Genomic DNA, 18,901 nt, shown 5'->3' with positions numbered 1-18,901 from the left:
TTCGAAAATAAATGATACATTGTAACTATGATAAATGATTATAGAAGAACGTTTCAAAGTGTTGGTTGAAGAGATATGTAACGATCTTGATATTGTTAGTATCACAATGGAATAGGATACCAACCACGTTCATTTGTTTTTAAATACACTGTCAACACTTAGTTCTGCTGATACAATGGCAAAAATAAAAGGAGTGACATCAAAGTGTTTGAGAGAAGAATTCCCTCATCACATGCACTTGCAAAGTTTATAGACGCGTTCCCATTTTGTTTCTACTGCTGGAAATGTATCAAATGAGACAATAAAACAGTATGTTGAGAATCAAAAACAAAGGGGTGAAACGTATGTCACAGACCCTAACAGTGAAAGTGAAATTGCTTCCCACAAAAGAACAAATTCGTTTATTGGAACAAAGTAGCCGAGAGTACATTAAACTCATAAATACACTTATATCTGAAATGGTTGAAACAAAGGAAAGTACGAAAAAAAGTACGAAAGATATTGAAGCGAATATACCAAGTGCGGTGAAGAATCAAGCAATTAAAGACGCGAAAGGCTTATTTGCTGCAAAAGTAAAGAAAAGCAAGTATAAAATCATTCCGATTTTAAAGAGACCTGTTTGTGTATGGAACAATCAAAATTATTCATTTGACTCCACTCATATTTCAATCCCGTTTAAGGTAAAAGGAAAGTCAACTCGTTTAAAGGTCCGTGCTTTATTAATCGATAAAAAAAATCGCAATTTGGATTTGTTAAAACATAAGTTAGGTACACTTCGTATCACAAAGAAATCGAATAAGTGGATGGCCCAAATATCTGTCACACTTCCTACAAATGAAAGAGCAGGGACGAAAATTTTAGGAGTAGACCTAGGTCTCAAAGTCCCTGCGGTAGCAATCACAGACGATGACAAGGTTCGCTTCTTTGGGAATGGTAGGCAAAATAAATATAGGAAGCGTAAGTTTCGTAGTGTTCGTAAGAAGTTAGGAAAAGACAAAAAAGTGAATGCGATTCGGCGATTTGATGATAAAGAACAAAGATGGATGCAAGATAAAGATCACAAAATAAGTCGTGAAATCATTGATTTTGCGATTGCTAATCATATTTCTGTCATTCGTTTAGAACAACTAACGAATATAAGACAGACGGCAAGAACAAGCCGTAAAAACGAAAAAAACCTACACGCTTGGTCATTCTATCGTTTGTCACGATTTATTGCGTATAAAGCAACATTAGTTGGTATTCAGGTTGAATATGTAAATCCGGCTTATACAAGTCAAAGCTGTCCGAAATGTGCTGAAAAGAATAAGGCACAAGACAGAAAATACAAGTGTCCATGTGGGTTTGGGACACATCGTGATATCGTTGGGGCGATGAATATTCGCTACGCAACTGTGATTGATGGTAACAGTCAATCAGCCTAAGCACCTATATGGTCTGGTTTAGGAGGGGCAATGAGATGCCCTCATCTTGAAGGCTGTTTAAAACAGAAATGGACTGCGAACGTTTAGTCATTCAAGAATCCCACCCGTAAATCCGTGAGGATTCGGGCTTGCGACTTTAGTCGTGGGAGTCTCAACTCAAATGATTTTAGAAACAGAGACTATATTTAAACAGAAAGAGATTTTTTTCACATGAAAAATAAAAAAACTCGCAACTTAATAGCTTGCGGGTTTCCATCGTAAACTATTAGAAAATATGGTAAAATTAAGAGGTAACTTATGGTACGGTTGGTTGTTCAATTATCACTTCTCCGAGTAGGAGGGGGGTGATAATAAGTGAGTGAAATTGCGTTGCTACTGCAAGGTGGACTGTTTCTCATTGCATTGTTAACGTTTATTGTCGTCTTAATTGACAAGCTCAAAAAATAACAACCCACCTATGCCTATAGAATGTGGGTTGTTGCGTTTGTACGAAACAAATAGGATAATGAACAATCCAATCTGCTAAGTTACGTGGACTAGTGTGTAGCCGCACACTAGTCTTTTTTATTTATATACAGTTTTTAATTGTTTTATGTGATTGTATTGTTCTTTTCATACTCATTATAACACAGTGTCTTTTCATGAAGAAAGGAGACCGTATGTTCTTATGTGGATTAAATAGAAGGTGTAGTTTCTTTAAATAGCCCATCCATATACTGTTTTAAACTTTCCACAAAAAATCCTTTATTGTCTACATTATTTACGCCGACAATTGGTGATGGAAGATTGTATCTCTTTTCTGATAAATGAACAACAACATCAAAAATATCAAATAGGCGAATGAAGCAGAACAGACCGTCTTTATCACTAAGTAAAATAAAGTAATGGTTTTCGCTCGTTGTATTTAATGTATTCCATAAAGAACTTTTGCTTAAGTCACGAACAATACTCTTTTCCTTTAATTCCATGAAATCGGCATTTAATAGAATCATAGAAATATCAATCGCATCTGGATCGTCAAAGTAGCCATCAATTGTTTGTACAGCAAAAGTATAAGCCATTTTTAATACACTCATCTTATATTTACGGTTATCTAAAAGCAATTCACGTTGAATAGAACTAGCTACTTTTGTTACGCGCTCTTCTTTCCAAATTTCATTATGTAATGAAATATCGTGCTTTTTACATAGTTTCATAATTAATGCATTAGAATAAAGTATTTCATCATTTACTTCGACAACATCCGTTTCAGCGGCCGCCAGCTCCTCACCATGTTCATTCGTATAGAGAGGGGAGTCGATTTGTTTTTTCATTTGCTCAATCTTATATTGACTTAGCTTATGCCTAATTAAAGGACGGTCAATATTTGTTGTCATATGTTCATGACAGGAATCACAAATGGAGTTTGTGAAATAATATCCACATAATATCTCTGGGATGACATATTGTTCACTAAGTTCTTTCGTATCTTTTCTGCAAATGATGCATTGTGTCATATTTATCACCTTTACCTGCAAATTTGTCTGTAATCTCATTGTAGTGTATTTAATAGGATTTTGGAACATTGTAAAGGAAAATATTATGTAAAATCTAAGTTTAATTTGGTACAATGAAGAGAAGTGCTAGTTTAAAGGAGGACGTTTTTTTGAAATCGAAAGTGCACTTTTGGACATTAGAAGTGCTAATGGTTGTAGGAATTATATTTATTTGCACAAAAATATCGTTTCTATTTCAACCGATTGGTATCTTCATATCAACATTATTTTTCCCAATTTTAATCGCGTTATTTTTATACTTCATATTTAACCCATTGTTAGTCTTTTTGGAGAATAAAAAAGTACCTAGAGGTTTAGCGATCTTACTACTGTATCTTTTTATCATCACATTAACTGGAGTTGCTATTGGAGTAGTTGTTCCAACCATCTCACAACAGCTAATGGATTTAGTGAAAAACATGCCGACTTATATAAAAGAGGGGAAAGTATACATACAAGATCTATCCCATCATAGATTATTTGAATGGTTATCTACACAAAACTACGTTTCCATTGAAACAATTGAGAAAAATGCGATTGAATACTTAAAGGAAATACCAAACACAATTACGTCGAGTGCAACGGCTTTATTTGGTATTATCACGAACGTGGCGTTAGTTATCTTTACAGTACCGTTCATTTTATTTTATATGTTTAAAGATGGACATGCATTTCCAGGGAAAGCTGTTAGTGTATTACCAGAGTCTTACCGTGAAGAAGGACTTCATATCATAAAGGAAACGAACGAAACATTATCTGCATATATTCAAGGGCAAGCGCTCGTTTGTTTATTTATAGGTGCTTTTACATTTACTGGTTATTTAATTATCGGTTTACCATATGCTTTCGTTTTAGGAATTATCGCAGCATTTACAAATATAATTCCGAACTTAGGTCCATTTATCGGAGCAGCACCAGCTGTCATTGTAGGGCTGTTCGTATCTCCGATGCAAGCTCTGTACGTAATTATTATTGTAACAATCGTACAGCAGTTTGAAAGTAACATTATATCGCCACGTATTATGAGCTCGAAATTAAACATCCATCCGTTAACAATTATCATCCTTATTTTAGGGGTAGGTAATTTTGCGGGAATTATCGGAATGATTTTAGCAGTGCCTGTTTATGCGGTAACGAAAACAGTTGTTTCGAACTTAGTGAGATTGTTTAAGACGAAACGAAGTAAACGAAAATAGAATATGTTGAGAAAGATACACCGCTTAGTGGTGTATCTTTTATTTTTTTAGAGTGTATGAAATACTTATTATTATATATTTTTTACACATCAAATTAACTGCAACACTTATATAAATTATTCCTGTTAAACTATGTGGAATCCCTCTGAACTATCCAAATCATTTCTTTACACCGCTTCATTAACATCATAATCGACTCCTTTCATTTCTAATATAAGTTCAAACAATTATAGATGAGTGTAGTACTTGCTTCTACGATCACGAATTTCATCTATAATCTTTTTATACTGTTCCTCTTGTTGTACTTCATTTGCAGATATAGTTTCTTTTTGAATCGTAATGGTTAAAAAGAAAAGGTGAAACTTCATACATGAATTCCTCCTTTCGAATAGGAATTACAGGTGACTACAATAATGACTTTGTCGTTCTTTTACGTTGTCCATAGCCTGTTCAATTTGTCGGTCATGAAGCATATCAGACTCAGATAATTTATTTTTTTGAATAGTAATAGTTAAAAAGAATACTCTGAATTTCATTGGATTTTTACCCCTTTATAATTTATTTAGTAAAGACGATTGTAATAAGAGGACTGACGCTCTTTCACATCATCCATAATATCTTTAATTTGTTGTTCACGTGAAATTTCATCTCTTGAAAGTTTACGTTTTTGAATGGTAATCGTTAAAAAGAAAGCTTTAAATTTCATTAGGATATTGCCCCTTTATAATTTATTTAGTAAAGACGATTGTAATAAGAGGACTGGCGCTCTTTTACTCCGTCCATAATATCTTTAATTTGTTGTTCACGTGAAATTTCATCTCTTGAAAGTTTACGTTTTTGAATGGTAATCGTTAAAAAGAAAGCTTTAAATTTCATTAGGATATTACCCCTTTATAATTTATTTAGTAAAGACGATTGTAATAAGAAGACTGGCGCTCTTTTACTCCGTCCATAATATCTTTAATTTGTTGTTCACGTGAAATTTCATCTCTTGAAAGTTTACGTTTTTGAATGGTAATCGTTAAAAAGAAAGCTTTAAATTTCATTAGGATATTACCCCTTTAAAAAATATTTTTAATACATTTGTGTATAATACGAACTTTTAATGTCCGTTATTTTATCCATAGTTTGTTTTAATTGTTGTTTACGGAAGATTTCAGCTTCAGATAATGTTTTTTTCTGAAGTGCTGTCGTAAAAAAGAAAATATGAAAAGTCATAGATGAATTCCTCCTTTCGAAAAGGAATTACAGGTGATCACAATACAGCACTTGGCGCTCCTTAACATCATTCATAGCTTTTTCAATTTGCTCATTATGAAAAATTTCAGCTTTGGAAATTGTATTTCTTTGAATCGTAATACTTAAAAACAATACGCTAATAGTCATCGAATGTTGCTCCTTTCTTTAAAAAATAATGTAAGAGACTAAAAAATCGCACAAAAAAGCCACAGGAAGATATCGTTCTCCTATGGCTGGGCGTGAAAAAGCCACAGGAAAGTATACGACCTCCTGTGGCGAATTTATGAATTAATAGAAATAAAGTACGATTTTCAATTCTCCGTTAGGGTGGTCGAATTCATATTCAATTGTCCGAAAAACACAGGTGCAGTTAACGCTAAAGTTAAAGCATGTAAATGTAATTTCATCATTTCCTTCGACCTCCTTTTAGAATATTTTTCTTACGTTAGTAATTATATACAATTAATGGATAATTGTAAACATAAAAATTGAAAATTTTTAATTTTGATTAAAATGCGTATATTTCGAAGGGCTATTAATGGGTATATTGTATTACTTAAAGTATAAATAGAAAATGGGGGTATCCAATGAAGTATATGAATAGAATAGCAGGTGTTATGCTAACAATTTTTTTATTTGTTACTGCTTGTTCTAATGGGGGACAAATAAAGGAAATATCACATATTGGACCTGGGGCTTTTAAAAAATATACGGGGACATACGTTGGAAGTAATTCCGACGTGTTTGCGATTGTTAAAAATTTATCTGATGGTGTAACTAGTATAGGAGACTATTTATTTTTAGAAATTGAGCAAGGAAAAGAACAAATAGAAGAGCTACATGATAAATTATATACAGGACCATTACTACCATTTTTGAGAAAAGACATTCCGTACATACCCCATGTAACAGTCGGAAGAAAAGAAAGCTCGCAGTTAGCTACTAAACTAGCAAAGGATATTCCTAGTTTTCATGAGAAGTTAAACGGTATAATCGATAGAATTAGTGTGGAACGTATTGGTGAGAACGGAGAATCGATTATTGAATTTGAAGTATTTCTTTAAAAAAGCTGACAAAAGTCAGCTTTTTTAATTCGTAACATGAAGCAAAGCGCCAATCGCACCGCTATAACCGTCATCTTGTAAAAAGACTGGTACTTTGTTTTCGTATTCTGTATAATTACTGATAATATTTTGAAGGTGTACGTTATTACATAGGGTAGAACCGATGTAAATGATATGGTCAATGTTTTTCGCTTCGGCGAATTGAAGGCTTAATGCTGTGACAACTTCGCCGACAAGCCCTTGAACGGTAGCTAGTATATCAGAGCTACTATAATTTGAGTCTGTAATGGCTGATTTTCCGAAATTGCTAGCTGTTAAACTATTATCGATAGGAGAGAGAATACCACCATAAATATCTCCAACCGTAATATCTAAACCTTTTCTTGATCCTGTTTTCGTAAGTGGGATTACATCTTCAAAATGATCTATATTTGTTAATAGTTTTGAAAGTCCCATAATTGTACCGCCACCAACTCCAGTTCCACCGGCGCGAACATATTGTTTATCATGAACGTAGTGAATGGAAGTACCTGTACCGATATTTGTTAAAACAAAATTGTTAATAGATTGCTTTTCTTCGTTAAGGATATGGTGAACACCTGTTATGGTAGCATCAAATTCGTTTAACGTTACTGTCTCGTATGAATCTGAAAGGCGTTTTTGTAGTTGTTCACCTTTCCCACCTGTGATACATAATTTCGTAATTGACTTGTTCTTCTTGAGCCAATCTATAATCTTTCCTTGTTCGTGTGAATAAAATTTTTCAAAAACTAATTTGTGCATTTCGTTAAAGTAAGCAATTTTTGTTAATGTTCCCCCAGCATCAATACCAACAACATTCCGCATTTTCCTACTCCTTACTATGTAATCTGTTTAATCAGCTTGATATATTAATAGCTTTTCAATAGTAACGATTGATTGACCGTTTACAGAGGCAATTCCTTTCCCAAGAATAAAACCTCGTCTGTTACGTGTTAATTCATAATGTAAGTCAAGCTTATCACCGGGATACGCATTTTCATGAAATTCCACCCCATCTAAAGAGGAGAGAAAACCAAGTCCTTCAGATTCACTTGTACTTACAAAAGCACTAAGTTGAGCCAGTGCTTCTACAATTAGCATATGAGGCATATAGTTTTGATTGTTATTAATAAACCACTCGCTATTTGTGATTAGTTTGTATCCTGTAGCTGATTGAGATTCTTTAACGTTTGTGATTTTATCGATCATTAAAAATGGATAGCGATGGGGAAGAGTATCTTTAATATTCATACCGTACCTCCAGTTAATAATAATACCCCTGCAAAAGTTAAGCAGGGGGAGTTGTAATTAATTTTTAACTAATTCATCTACTTTTTCAAGAGAGAAAATACCGCTATTTTTAATATTTTCAACGACTTGTTGTAATACTGCTTTATCTTGAACAAGTGCAATACGTACAAAGCCTTCACCATGAGGGCCGAAAGCATGACCTGGTGTGACAACGACATTTGCGCGATCCATTAATGCGTAAGCGAATTCTAGAGAAGTCCATCCTTTCGGAATTTCAGCCCAGACGAACATACTACCAGCTGGTTTATCGACGTTCCAACCAAATGTTCGGAATCCATCGACTAAAGTATCTCTACGTTCTTGATAAATACCACGGTTTTTTTCACAAAATGCGGCGCCATTTCTTAGTGCAGCACATGCTGCTTTTTGAATTGGTAAAAACACACCGTAATCTGTATTGGATTTAAACTGTGTAAGTGCACCAACAATTTCTTCATTTCCAATCATATACCCAATACGGCTACCTGCTAAACTATAACTTTTTGATAAAGAGTTAATTTCAACACCAACTTCTTTTGCGCCAGGTATTGATAGGAAGCTTATCGGCTTATTACCATCGAAATAAAATTCAGCATAAGCAAAATCATGGACAACGATAATATTATGTTTTTTCGCGAATGCGATTACCTCTTTAAAGAAATCTTCATGAGCCATTGCGGGAACTGGGTTCCCTGGGAAGTTCAAAATCATCATCTTCGCTTTAACAGCGATTTCTTCAGGAATAACTTCTAAATCAGGTAAGAAATCATTTTCTTTCTTTAATGGCATATAGTAAGATGTTGCGCCAGCCATTTGAATACCTGTTTCATAAGCTGTATATCCTGGATCAGGAACTAATATTATATCCCCAGGATTTGCATATACCATAGGTAAATGAACGAGTCCGTCTTGTGAACCCATTAATAATAAAACTTCTTTATCAGCATTTAATATAACATTATGAGTTTCATTGTAATATTCAGTTACAGCTTCGTGAAATTCTTGAATACCAGATAACGTATATCCGTAACTTTCCTTTGCACTTGCCGTATGTACCATTTCTTCTCTTACAAAATCAGCAGGAGGCATATCAGGATTCCCAATACTTAAATCGATCATTTTATGACCTGCTGCAATTTTCTCTTTTTTATAAGCCCCTAATTCACTAAAAATAGAAGATTGGAATGCTTTCATTCTAGTTGCTAACGTGTAAGTCATCAAAACCCCTCCTAAAAACAGTGTTTTCTTTCTGCATTTTTAATTATTCTGAAAACACATGTTTACATTTTATCATTTTTTTATGAAAATTAAAACGATTGACAAATTTAGAGGAAGGGATTGGAATAAATGTCATACTTCACAAGGTGGTTATTCTTCCAATTTTTCTAGAAGAGGATGGCTAAATGATAAGTTAGCTAACTTAAAAGTTTATTACATATTTCATCCCATATCATTTAGGAGGTTTTGTAGTTTTTGTTAATAAAATCTAGCATGTTTTGAATGAAAAAGAACACGAAAAACATACTTAATACGCCGCTTATCCAATAGTATGAATTTCTTGTAGTGAACCTTTCATAAAATGAAATAGCGTCCCATATGATAAGGGTTACTGAACAAATTGTTGATATAATTAAAGAACTTAAGCTTCTCAAAATAAGCACCTCACAGTGATTTGATTTATTCTATAATTTCACATTCCAATCAAAGGATTTAAAAGGGGGAATATATTTCTAGAGGAAGTCGTCTAAAGTGAAATAACGCAGAAAATATTTTCTGCGCTTTTGTAGTATTTTGAAGTTGCTGAATTCTAATAGTTAGTTACTTGTTTTTTTGTATGTACACATTTTCTCAGCATTTTTAAAGTATACATTTAATTTGCTATCGGCAATTTGTATAGATTGATCCGATGTAAAAGAATTACCATAATCAATGTGATACACATTAGAGTTTTTCACAAATGTTCCTTTATATAGATCTTCTTTTTTATTTGTTGTATGCATTTCTACTAAGTTTTGAACAAGCTTTTCTTTCTTTTCTTCTTTTACAACTGTTTCAAATTTATAATATACTGGGCATTCACCATTTTTATTATCAACGACTTCCCAAGAGCCGTATATATCATTATTACTGCATCCACTAAGTAGAACGATTAATATAGGAAAAATAAGTAGAAACTTTTTCATTTTGTACTCCTTTCTTATTAGTTTTTATAAACGTGCGAATAAGATAGGAATATTGTAAAAAATAAAGTTTAAATTTTTATAAAGAATTACTAAATTTCACATAAAAATTTAGAGAAAGATGGGGATTTCAAAATAAAAAGGCATGAATCTAGTGTAATGCCAGATTCATGCTTAGCAGTCTATCTTAAGTTATGTTTTTTGAGGATAAATGAAGCGGAAAGAAGAATGACAATTCCATTTACAACATATACATTTGCAATACTAAAGGCTAAGTTAGCTGCGCCAATTCCACCTTTATCGAATATAGAAGCGAATGCTGTAGTAGTCAACAAGATAATGGGAGTTAACAATAAAAATACGAAACCTGCAACAATCCTTCTTTTAAAGTTATTTTGAGATAAGGAAATGGCTAAAAAATTAAGGACGCCAAACATAACTAATGAAAAAAGAAGGATAATTAATAATTGCATGCCATTAGACATTTCCACCACTCCTTTTTATAGAGAATCCTTTATATAATGTATTCGAAAGCAAGAGGGTCTACTCCTTTAAATAACTTCGATAAAGGTAATAAATGGGTTTTTTATAAAACAAAGAGGCATGGATCAATATAAAACTGAATCCATGCCTAAAGTGTTTATGTTATAAATTCGCAGATTGCGACGTTTGTTTTTCAAATTGTTTCTGCTTAGATAGGGAAATAAAAATAATCACCAATGAAATGACTCCGAAAATTAGAACCATATACTGTAATCCAATCGTATCTAAGAAGAAGCCTGTGCCGAGTAAGACAATTTGGAACATAACTCTTTCAAACATATTACGGAATGAGAAGAGACGCCCGTGATAGCTTTTTTCGACTTTCGTTTGGAAAATTGTCGACATAATAGGGAAGAAGCAGCCAACACTAAATCCAAACAAACCAAATGAGGCAAGTGCCATCCATTTAATATCGCTAAAGAACAACGAAAGGTGTGCAAAAGCGGTACAAAATGCGAAGAAATATAGTAACTTTTCAGGCTTGAAATGATCAGATAAACGTTTAATAACGAATGCACCTAACATAAACGCTACACCTTCAATTGTATATATGAATCCTTTAATTGTGGGGTCATGTTGCATTTCGCTAATGTTAATAACCATTAAATTGAATCCAGCTATAAATAAAAGAGGGATAATACTTAATATAAGTGCTTTAAAAGCGATAGGGATTCCTTTTAAAATACGAAATACTTCCATAAAACTATTATCTTTAGCTGATTGTTTATTTGATGTAGTAGACTTTTTATCTTCAAATTGTAGGAAGAAAGTTGAGAGGAATAATAAAGCGTATGCTGCCATTGAGAAGGCATACATATACTGTAAACTCATTACAACTAAAAGAATTCCACCTAGTGAAGTACCTGCAATACGAGCGATTGTACCGATATTCATATGTACACCGTTCATTTGTAATAGCTCATGTTCATTAACGATGAGTGGGATTACAGATTGTAATGCAGGGAAATAAAAAGCTGCTGAAATTTGAAGTGCAATCATAAAAGCAATCATAAAAGCGATACTTTCATATTGAATAGCGAAAAACATAAAAATAACACTAATAACACGACCAAATCCAGCGTAAAGAAGAACTTTCTTTTTTTCATACTGATCAATTACTCGACCGGCCATTGGACCAACTAGAACGCCAGCTAACAGTCCGATAAATAATATAACTGATTTCATGAAATCAGAAGGGACGTATTTTTGCATAAATTCAAGGTTACCAAGGATACCAAGCCATAAGCCGAGACCGGCAATAAACTCCCCAATTAATACAATCCAAACGTTTTTATTACGCCACATAATTAAAAACCTCACAGTCATTTATAATTTGAAAATCGTATATAAAACCTCCTTATTTATTCGTTATTTTTTAACGTGCTTTTTTTAGAGTCAGAGTCTATATTACGTGTTTCATTAGTGGATTTCAATTTTTTTGATTTGTAAAAAATTTTCTTTATTAAGTACTGAAATAAGCAATTCAAAATGTAAAAAAACTTATGCTTAAATACCAATTGATAGTAAAGATAAACATAGAAAAAATAAAAAAGCAAGAACGTATATACTACGTCTCTTTTAATTTAATATTAGCTAGAATTGCTTTGTTTGGGGAATGAGGAATTGCAAAAGTTGTTTCACCCGTTTTACTTATAGGCTGAGTAGCTTGGTAATCAATGATATGAGTCATGTTCGTCACCTCCTCATATGCTAAATGAAGGTAACGATGAGTTAACTTGGACATATGATAGAAAACATTGCTAGAATTAAAAAATAATGTTGAATATAGGAAAATCATATAAAAGCATCAAAAATGAATCACAATTGTGTGAATTACTTCTTGATGCTGTTTATATTTTAGGCAGAATGTTCTTCTTTACGTACTTCAAAGAATTCATTACGGCGTAAGTAATTAAAAATTTTCTCCGAAACCGCTTCTTCTTGAGATATTAAGAAACGATGATCAAAAGCATAGAAAGATTGACCTTTAATTAATTTTACGTAGTATATTTTACACACCTCCTCTAAATTAGGATTCTTACTTACCTTATATTATGATGGCCTATCTGACTGTTAATAATACTTAAAGTTTCAAAGGATAGGAGTTTTCTGTTGAAAATGATAAACATAAAAAGGCATTGAAATAGCTTACAAATTTGTAATGTTTTTGTCATCTTTTCCGATAGTTAAAATTAACCAATATCTTCTATACTACAAATAAGTTCCATAAAACAAGGGGGTATAAAGATGGAAGAAGTAATTGGAGAAGTTGTAGCAGGTATTTGTGAATTTGTAGTTGAAGTGACTGCGGATGCTTTAGGGAATTTAGTTTCCGGAAATGAAGAGGAGAAAGAAACGTTATAAAAATTTGTAAAGAATTTAAAGGTGAATAATGTATAAAGGCTGATTTCTAAAGGGAAGTCAGCTTTTATATTTTTTACATTATATTAATATTATTTAAATATTCATTTGTTATGATATTGGTGAAACCAATAAAGGAGCTGATCAAAATGAATATACCGAATTTTAGATTTGATGTATCTGATACTCGTATGATTGTGGCGAATATAGATGAAAAGGAATATCACTTTATTGTTCGTGAACATCCACTTGTAGGAAAGGTTATATCGCTATTCGAAAATGGAAAAGAATATGGTTTGATAGATAAGCAAATCGCCATTAGGGATAAATTTATTAGGTCAGAATTTACTAATTTGGAGCATTTCAACATTGATATGCTTTATAATTCACCAGGCTGGATATGGGTTGGCATGAATCAATTTGGATTGTATGCAAGAGAGGCTACACCTAACGAAGTAGAAATTTTTATGAGGTTAAAGGAGAATATAAATTACTTAGATATATATATAGGTACAACGATGTAAGAGTTATTTTTCGAGGTTATGGGATTTGTTCCCGTAACCTTTTTTTGTTTTGAAAATAAAAATTCACGAGTTATTTTATATTGATAATTGTCCTCTTTTATAAGGGATAGATCCTAAAAGAGGATTTGAAATTATATAAAGAGAACTTATAAATTAAATATAATATGTTATAGAAAGAAGATGATAAAAAATGAGTAAAGAAGAACTTGTGAAACAACAATTTGGTAGTAATGCAGAGAAGTATGTGAAAAGTAAAATTCATGCAAAAGGACCGGATTTACAATATGTAGTTCAGCAAGTTAAAACTCGTCATAATACTCGTCTTCTTGATATTGCTACTGGTGGTGGACATGTTGCCAATTTGTTAGCCCCAATGTTTAAAGAGGTTGTCGCTCTTGATTTAACAGAAAAAATGTTAGAAAAGGCAAAAGGTTTTATAATGGGGAATGGACATGAAAATGTATCTTTTGTAGCAGGAAATGCAGAAAATTTACCATTTGCTGAAGAATTTTTTGATACAATTACATGCCGAATTGCAGCACATCATTTTGTTGACCCTTCGCAATTTATTTTTGAAGTACATCGAACGTTAGAGGATGAAGGGTTATTTATATTAATTGATAATGTTTCACCAGAAAATAATGAATTTGATACATTTTATAACTTTATCGAAAAGAAACGTGATCCAAGCCATGAACGAGCTCTGAAAAAAACAGAATGGATTACTTTATTAGAAAAGCATGGTTTGCAAATGCAGTCATGTCTTACTTTTGACAAGAAGTTCGATTTTGATTGGTGGTGCGATATGATGGATGTACCTATGCAAAAACGTGTAAAGTTAACAGAGTGTATGATGAAAACATCAAATGAAATGCAGGAATTTTTCAAAATTCAATTTGAAAACAATAAAATAGAATCGTTCTATACTGAAATGGCACTGTTCGTATGTAAAAAAAGTTCAACATTAAAAAGATAAATTTCTTGCAGACTTTCTGAAGTACGATATACTTAGTACAGAGAAAATGAGAATTGAGGAATAGCAATAATGATTCGTGTACGTATTGAAGGAACTGAGGAAGAGATGCTTGAATTTTTGCAAAGAATGCCTGATATTCCTGGGTTTGAAAAAACACATATGAGAGAACCGAGAAAAGGGAATAATCCGAAATATGATGCAAGCAAAAGTGTACTAGCATATTTATCTTATAAAAAGATTGAGGTCGCCAATAAATAGGCGGCTTTTTTAATTATCTCTGTTTCACCGCCTTGTCTTTTTCGCATAATAATGATAGTAGATTATGCTGGGGAGGGGGAGGAAAGTTAATAAAAAAATAATCTTTTTCGGAGATTTTGGTATTGATGATGCAGTAACGTTAATTTATGCGAATAAAACATGCAAATTAGATATTATAGGTATTGTTGCAGAGTATGGGAATGTATCAAGAGAAATTGTAACGGAAAATGTATATTTTTTAGAAAGATACTATGCTACGAAAGTAAAAATTATCGAAGGTGCCAGTAGACCAATGACAGCTGAAGAGCCGTTGTTTTTCCCTGAAATTCATGGGGATCATGGTTTAGGTCCAATCATTCCACCGAAAATGAGAATTTGTGACAGCGAAAATTTTTGCGAATTGATTAAATTAATTGAGCCTTGTCCTGAAGATATTATTATTGTAGCAACGGGACGATTAACGACACTTGCAACATTATTATTATTGTACCCCAATTTAATGAATCGAGTATGTTCCTATTATATAATGGGTGGTGCTTTTCTTTTTCCAGGAAACGTTATACCTGTGTCAGAAGCTAATTTTTACGGCGATCCAATTGCCGCAAATATCGTTATGAAATATGCGCAGAATGCTACTATATACCCGTTAAATGTAACGCAACGCGCTCTTATTACTCCTGAAATGGTCGATATTATTGACAAAGAAGGAACAGGGCAGGCAAAACTTATTAAACCAATGATTGATTTTTCTTACGAGAACTTTTACAAAAAAGAATATCCAGGTATTGCGGGGAGTCCCATTCACGATTTACTTCCGTTCATTTCATTTATAAATGATGATATTTTTGAATATAAAAAATCAGCAGTTTGGATAAGTACGACAAATGATGTAACGAGAGGTCAAAGTGTTGCAGATTTTAGAAAAATAGCGAAGCCGACGAGGTTTGATGATCGGCCTATACAAAGAATTGCGGTTGATTTTAATTATCAAGCTTTTAAAGACGAATTTATGAGAACGATATTGAAGCCAGATTGTCCTTAATATGTTGAGTAGACTTGAATGATTTTTATAAGGCGAATAACTTATGAAAAATGTAACATAACTAATGGTAAGCAATTGTTTCTGATTATAATTTTTATCGTTCAAAAATAAAGGAGGTAATGATATGATTTGGTATTTAATAGTCGGTGGTATATTAGGATGGTTTGCAAGTCTGCTTACTGGAAAGGATGTACCGGGCGGTGTAATTGGTAATATTATTGCTGGTATTATCGGTTCTTGGCTTGGGTCGTTATTACTTGGTAAATTCGGTCCTGTTATAGGGGGATTTGCAATTATCCCAGCTTTAATAGGTGCAGTAATATTAATTTTCATTGTGAGCTTCTTATTACGAGCTATACGGAAATAAATAATAAGGGGCTGTTTACATTTGTGAGCAGTCCCTTTGTATTATGTTGTTTAATCTGTTATGCTACTTTTATACAATCAGGAGGTGTCAGCATTGAAATCATTTACAGTAAATTTTCATCAAGAGGATAATGCAAAGGCAACAACAGTACATAAATTAAGTGAAGAGGACTTTGATAAAGCAACAGAAAAAGGTACTCGTCATCTATTTGATTTAGATACAAACGTTGGTTTCTTCGTATTCTTTGACGCTGAAGATGCAGAAGGAAACGAGCAATACTTAATGTTACAATATGAAGGAGATCATGAAGAACCAAGTGCTTGCTACGGATTTGATTTGAAATTGTTCTATCAATTTTTAGCACTATACTTAAATGATCTTGAATTCCAAGGTGAGACAAATGAAGAAGAGGAAGAAAATGGTCCAATTCATCATTTAGCGCACTTACTTTACCATATCGTTGAAGATGGTAAATCTATCGAAGTATAAAATACATAATTGAAGCTGTCCTTTAATAGGGCAGTTTTTTTAATTTTATTAAGATATAATTTCAAGTGCCGTTTCCTCAAGCCCTATAGGTTAAACAAGTTGAGAGTGGAAATTCAATCTTTACGGGGGGATGTTTATTCCTGCTATGTTTCAGTTGCAACACCAATAACTGTTGTTTTATTACTTGAAATGAGCTTTTGTGACAGCGCATGTCAAGTAATAAAAGAAGGATATAACAATTAAGGTGAGAAAGTGTATACAAGGAGATCAATAAGAGGATTAATAATACAATTCCAAGCTTTTTAAAACTTTCGGAAACCGAAGCACTTACTTTACGGACCAAAAATAATTTAAAGGAAAGTGTTATGGAATGGTTGCAAAAGTGAATATGTTGAAGAGGGAGGCTGAAAATGATGAAAATATATATGAAAGTGCTTATATTGTTCCTAACTTTAACGTGTGTAGTAGCTTTAACCGCGTGTAATAACGCTGAGGAAAAGAAACAAACTAATTCAACATCAGAAAATAGTACAGAAAAAAAGAGCGATACGCCGGAAGCGAGTAAAAAAAATGAGGACACCGCTCCAAAAACAGAGAAAGAACCTGTGGAAAAACCAAAAGATCAAGATTCAGCAAAACCTACAGCAGATTCTAATTCGAAAAATACAGCAACAAATCAAAAATCAATTAACCATGTAAAAGATTTATTTGAGCAAGCGAAAGAAGGTAAAGTACCTAACGTACCATATGCAGCACATACAGGTGACATCGAGGAAATAGAAAAAGCGTGGGGAAAAGCAGATAAAACTGATCAAGCAGGGAACGGGACGTATGCGACTTTTACAAATAAAAATGTTGCATTTGGCTTTAATAAAGGATCACAAGTTTTTGACGTGCGATCTTACCATTCAGAACTTAAGGTGATTACGTTACAAGAAATAGAAAAGGCTTTAGGAAAACCGACGTCGGTTAAAGTAAATGGTAATGACAAAATCTACGTTTATAAAGTAAATAACCAGTTTGAATTGAAATTCGTTATTCCAAATTCAACTGGTAAAGTACATCATATTTCTGTGTTTTCACCGGAGGATAGTATTAATAAAATGGCGGGTTAAATGAAAGAGCTGCTCCTATAGGGACAGCTCTTTTGCTTTGTTTCTTTCTAACGATTGAACAAAAACAGATTGAATGATACCACCAATTATTAATAAGAAGGCACAAATATAAAATAGAGTACTACCGCTTAATTTACTTAATAACAATGCACCTACAAAAGGCCCGCAAGTTCTTGAAATATCCCAATGTATACCGTATATAGAAAAATATAATCCGCGTCTATGACTTGGAGCGATTTGTGAAACGAATCGTAGTAAGTGATTCAAAGCTATACTTTGCCCAATTACTAAAAAGAGCAATGTGAAGAATAATGACCATATTGTTGTGGAATAACCGTAGCCAATCGCAGCTAACGTATAGCAAGTATAGGAAATAACAATTATTTTAGGCATAGAAAATCGTTCAGACCATTTCACAAGGAAAATTTGGAGAATAACTTCCATGACTGCTTTACAAGTTGAGATAAATACGAGTATGAATAAAAAATTTGGAAATACACTTTCGGCGAATATACGATAATTCGATTCGGTTTGAGCGTAGAAAAAACTAATAGGTAGCGTAGAAACCATAAGTCCAAACACAGCATAATGCTTTGAAATAAGTTGTTTTGGCGAATATACTTCTTTAGTTTTATTAACGCTTTGTCTGAGTGGGACCGTTTCAGGAAGCTGCGTCCAAACGAGAATAGCATATAGCGTAAGGGCTACACCTTGCAAAATAAATAAATATTCAGGGTGACTAGTATAGAAAAAAGCACCAATTAATGGTCCGATTACAGAGCCAATCGCTCCCGTAGTATGCAGAACAGCAAATATTTCTGCCTGTTGTTCTTCTCTTGTTAAGTCAGCGATTTGAGCGCGCTGTGCCGGAATATATAAAGAGCGGCCAATACCATTAACTACATACAATAAGGCGAAAAAGGCGACCGTTTCAGCAAAAACGAATCCGCTTACGGCAAAAGCTTGTAAAAGTAATCCGAGTAACATTATTTTCTTTCGGCCGTATCTATCTGTTACACCCCCAGCGATTAATGTAAATACAATATCAGCGAGTGGCTGTAATCCGAAAAGAAGCATTGTAACTATGACATTACCATTTAAAGCTTTATTAACGTGAACAATAAAAATGATAGCTAACATCGCTTCGGTCGTTCGGACTAACAATTCACCGAACAACCGAATGAGGATGGGCTTATTATAACGTTTTAAAAGATGATTCATTGTTAATTCCTCCTCTCTATATTGAAATGATAAGATGGAAGCTAGAAATGAAAAAG

General features: G+C 33.1%; 26 protein-coding genes and 4 pseudogenes. 13 read left to right on the top strand and 17 right to left on the bottom strand.

From position 1 onward, the window contains the following. Window positions 1–40: 40 nt before the first annotated feature. The 3 genes and pseudogenes from tnpA to QUF93_RS16195 all read left to right on the top strand — a co-directional run. Window positions 41–337: pseudogene (gene tnpA / locus QUF93_RS16205) on the top strand (IS200/IS605 family transposase); the annotation flags it as partial. 7 nt (window positions 338–344) lie between these two features. Beyond that, window positions 345–1,424, top strand: a complete 1,080-nt coding sequence (locus QUF93_RS16200) for an RNA-guided endonuclease InsQ/TnpB family protein (RefSeq protein ID WP_289359447.1) — start codon at window positions 345–347, stop codon at window positions 1,422–1,424. Between the two features lie 354 nt (window positions 1,425–1,778). Continuing rightward, entirely contained in the window at window positions 1,779–1,871 is a 93-nt protein-coding gene (locus QUF93_RS16195; protein ID WP_001289318.1) for a putative holin-like toxin, read from the top strand. 227 nt (window positions 1,872–2,098) lie between these two features. Here the strand turns inward: QUF93_RS16195 and QUF93_RS16190 are convergent, their stop codons facing one another. Further along, window positions 2,099–2,920, bottom strand: a complete 822-nt coding sequence (locus QUF93_RS16190; protein ID WP_002120154.1) for an HNH endonuclease — start codon at window positions 2,918–2,920, stop codon at window positions 2,099–2,101. A 149-nt stretch (window positions 2,921–3,069) separates the two neighbouring features. On the opposite strand from QUF93_RS16190, the gene QUF93_RS16185 reads away from it, so the two are divergent. Continuing rightward, window positions 3,070–4,155, top strand: coding sequence for an AI-2E family transporter (locus tag QUF93_RS16185; RefSeq protein ID WP_289359446.1), 1,086 nt, complete (start codon window positions 3,070–3,072; stop codon window positions 4,153–4,155). 227 nt (window positions 4,156–4,382) lie between these two features. Here QUF93_RS16185 and QUF93_RS16180 read toward each other — a convergent pair whose 3' ends face one another. From QUF93_RS16180 to QUF93_RS16150, 7 genes are read right to left on the bottom strand one after another with little or no spacing between them, the layout of a single operon-like run. After that, window positions 4,383–4,523 (bottom strand): YrzI family small protein, encoded by a 141-nt coding sequence (locus QUF93_RS16180; protein WP_212936222.1) that lies wholly within the window; start codon window positions 4,521–4,523, stop codon window positions 4,383–4,385. A gap of 27 nt (window positions 4,524–4,550) precedes the next feature. Further along, window positions 4,551–4,691 (bottom strand): YrzI family small protein, encoded by a 141-nt coding sequence (locus QUF93_RS16175; RefSeq protein ID WP_002120147.1) that lies wholly within the window; start codon window positions 4,689–4,691, stop codon window positions 4,551–4,553. Window positions 4,692–4,717: 26 nt separating this feature from the next. Then, window positions 4,718–4,861, bottom strand: coding sequence for a YrzI family small protein (locus QUF93_RS16170; RefSeq protein WP_289359445.1), 144 nt, complete (start codon window positions 4,859–4,861; stop codon window positions 4,718–4,720). Window positions 4,862–4,887: 26 nt separating this feature from the next. Further along, window positions 4,888–5,031 (bottom strand): YrzI family small protein, encoded by a 144-nt coding sequence (locus QUF93_RS16165; protein WP_289359444.1) that lies wholly within the window; start codon window positions 5,029–5,031, stop codon window positions 4,888–4,890. A gap of 26 nt (window positions 5,032–5,057) precedes the next feature. Further along, window positions 5,058–5,201, bottom strand: coding sequence for a YrzI family small protein (locus QUF93_RS16160; RefSeq protein WP_289359444.1), 144 nt, complete (start codon window positions 5,199–5,201; stop codon window positions 5,058–5,060). 28 nt (window positions 5,202–5,229) lie between these two features. Beyond that, entirely contained in the window at window positions 5,230–5,373 is a 144-nt protein-coding gene (locus tag QUF93_RS16155; RefSeq protein ID WP_000142704.1) for a YrzI family small protein, read from the bottom strand. A gap of 27 nt (window positions 5,374–5,400) precedes the next feature. After that, on the bottom strand, window positions 5,401–5,541 hold the full coding sequence (locus QUF93_RS16150; protein WP_000156185.1) for a YrzI family small protein: 141 nt from the start codon (window positions 5,539–5,541) through the stop codon (window positions 5,401–5,403). Window positions 5,542–5,981: 440 nt separating this feature from the next. Here QUF93_RS16150 and QUF93_RS28895 point away from each other — a divergent pair. Continuing rightward, window positions 5,982–6,173 (top strand): annotated as a pseudogene (locus tag QUF93_RS28895) (DUF4825 domain-containing protein); the annotation flags it as partial. Further along, window positions 6,168–6,458: pseudogene (locus QUF93_RS28890) on the top strand (2'-5' RNA ligase family protein); the annotation flags it as partial. The pseudogenes QUF93_RS28895 and QUF93_RS28890, both read left to right, overlap by 6 nt. Window positions 6,459–6,482: 24 nt before the next feature. Here QUF93_RS28890 and coaW read toward each other — a convergent pair. The 8 genes and pseudogenes from coaW to QUF93_RS16100 all read right to left on the bottom strand — a co-directional run bounded on the left by coaW (window position 6,483) and on the right by QUF93_RS16100 (window position 12,502). Next, window positions 6,483–7,304 (bottom strand): type II pantothenate kinase, encoded by an 822-nt coding sequence (gene coaW, locus QUF93_RS16140; protein ID WP_289359442.1) that lies wholly within the window; start codon window positions 7,302–7,304, stop codon window positions 6,483–6,485. A gap of 27 nt (window positions 7,305–7,331) precedes the next feature. After that, complete coding sequence (locus QUF93_RS16135; RefSeq protein ID WP_289359441.1) at window positions 7,332–7,730, bottom strand: 3-hydroxyacyl-ACP dehydratase FabZ family protein; 399 nt, start codon at window positions 7,728–7,730, stop codon at window positions 7,332–7,334. 57 nt (window positions 7,731–7,787) lie between these two features. Next, the gene (locus QUF93_RS16130) at window positions 7,788–8,987 is read right to left on the bottom strand and encodes an LL-diaminopimelate aminotransferase (RefSeq protein WP_289359440.1); all 1,200 of its coding nucleotides are present in this window, start codon (window positions 8,985–8,987) and stop codon (window positions 7,788–7,790) included. A gap of 596 nt (window positions 8,988–9,583) precedes the next feature. Beyond that, on the bottom strand, window positions 9,584–9,952 hold the full coding sequence (locus QUF93_RS16120) for a hypothetical protein (RefSeq protein ID WP_289359438.1): 369 nt from the start codon (window positions 9,950–9,952) through the stop codon (window positions 9,584–9,586). Between the two features lie 179 nt (window positions 9,953–10,131). Beyond that, on the bottom strand, window positions 10,132–10,434 hold the full coding sequence (locus tag QUF93_RS16115) for a hypothetical protein (RefSeq protein ID WP_289359437.1): 303 nt from the start codon (window positions 10,432–10,434) through the stop codon (window positions 10,132–10,134). Window positions 10,435–10,594: 160 nt separating this feature from the next. Next, window positions 10,595–11,797 (bottom strand): MFS transporter, encoded by a 1,203-nt coding sequence (locus QUF93_RS16110; protein ID WP_289359436.1) that lies wholly within the window; start codon window positions 11,795–11,797, stop codon window positions 10,595–10,597. Between the two features lie 271 nt (window positions 11,798–12,068). Further along, a pseudogene (gene exsC / locus QUF93_RS16105) lies at window positions 12,069–12,182 on the bottom strand (exosporium protein ExsC); the annotation flags it as partial. Window positions 12,183–12,349: 167 nt separating this feature from the next. After that, on the bottom strand, window positions 12,350–12,502 hold the full coding sequence (locus QUF93_RS16100; RefSeq protein WP_080018498.1) for a YqbF domain-containing protein: 153 nt from the start codon (window positions 12,500–12,502) through the stop codon (window positions 12,350–12,352). Window positions 12,503–13,002: 500 nt separating this feature from the next. On the opposite strand from QUF93_RS16100, the gene QUF93_RS16095 reads away from it, so the two are divergent. The 7 genes from QUF93_RS16095 (at window position 13,003) to QUF93_RS16065 (ending at window position 17,624) form a co-directional block, all read left to right on the top strand. Beyond that, window positions 13,003–13,377, top strand: coding sequence for a hypothetical protein (locus QUF93_RS16095; RefSeq protein WP_289359435.1), 375 nt, complete (start codon window positions 13,003–13,005; stop codon window positions 13,375–13,377). Between the two features lie 190 nt (window positions 13,378–13,567). After that, window positions 13,568–14,353 carry a class I SAM-dependent methyltransferase gene (locus QUF93_RS16090; protein ID WP_289359434.1) on the top strand — a complete coding sequence of 262 codons (786 nt, stop codon included), beginning with the start codon at window positions 13,568–13,570 and terminating at the stop codon, window positions 14,351–14,353. Between the two features lie 69 nt (window positions 14,354–14,422). Further along, a complete protein-coding gene (locus tag QUF93_RS16085) occupies window positions 14,423–14,611 on the top strand; it encodes a DUF3970 family protein (RefSeq protein WP_002120114.1) in 189 nt (62 codons plus the stop codon). 64 nt (window positions 14,612–14,675) lie between these two features. After that, the gene (locus QUF93_RS16080) at window positions 14,676–15,653 is read left to right on the top strand and encodes a nucleoside hydrolase (protein ID WP_289359433.1); all 978 of its coding nucleotides are present in this window, start codon (window positions 14,676–14,678) and stop codon (window positions 15,651–15,653) included. A 124-nt stretch (window positions 15,654–15,777) separates the two neighbouring features. Continuing rightward, window positions 15,778–16,020 (top strand): GlsB/YeaQ/YmgE family stress response membrane protein, encoded by a 243-nt coding sequence (locus QUF93_RS16075; RefSeq protein ID WP_002120110.1) that lies wholly within the window; start codon window positions 15,778–15,780, stop codon window positions 16,018–16,020. A gap of 93 nt (window positions 16,021–16,113) precedes the next feature. Then, window positions 16,114–16,509: a hypothetical protein gene (locus QUF93_RS16070; protein WP_002110404.1), complete on the top strand. Its 396-nt coding sequence runs from the start codon at window positions 16,114–16,116 to the stop codon at window positions 16,507–16,509. Between the two features lie 410 nt (window positions 16,510–16,919). After that, window positions 16,920–17,624, top strand: a complete 705-nt coding sequence (locus tag QUF93_RS16065) for a YjgB family protein (protein WP_289359432.1) — start codon at window positions 16,920–16,922, stop codon at window positions 17,622–17,624. A 15-nt stretch (window positions 17,625–17,639) separates the two neighbouring features. Here QUF93_RS16065 and QUF93_RS16060 read toward each other — a convergent pair whose 3' ends face one another. After that, window positions 17,640–18,845: an MDR family MFS transporter gene (locus QUF93_RS16060; protein WP_289359431.1), complete on the bottom strand. Its 1,206-nt coding sequence runs from the start codon at window positions 18,843–18,845 to the stop codon at window positions 17,640–17,642. Window positions 18,846–18,901: the final 56 nt, after the last annotated feature.

Source organism: Bacillus hominis (assembly GCF_030348325.1).
GTDB lineage: Bacteria > Bacillota > Bacilli > Bacillales > Bacillaceae_G > Bacillus_A > Bacillus_A hominis.
Note: the sequence above shows the minus strand (reverse complement) of the source record. Positions and strands in the feature narration are given on the sequence as shown.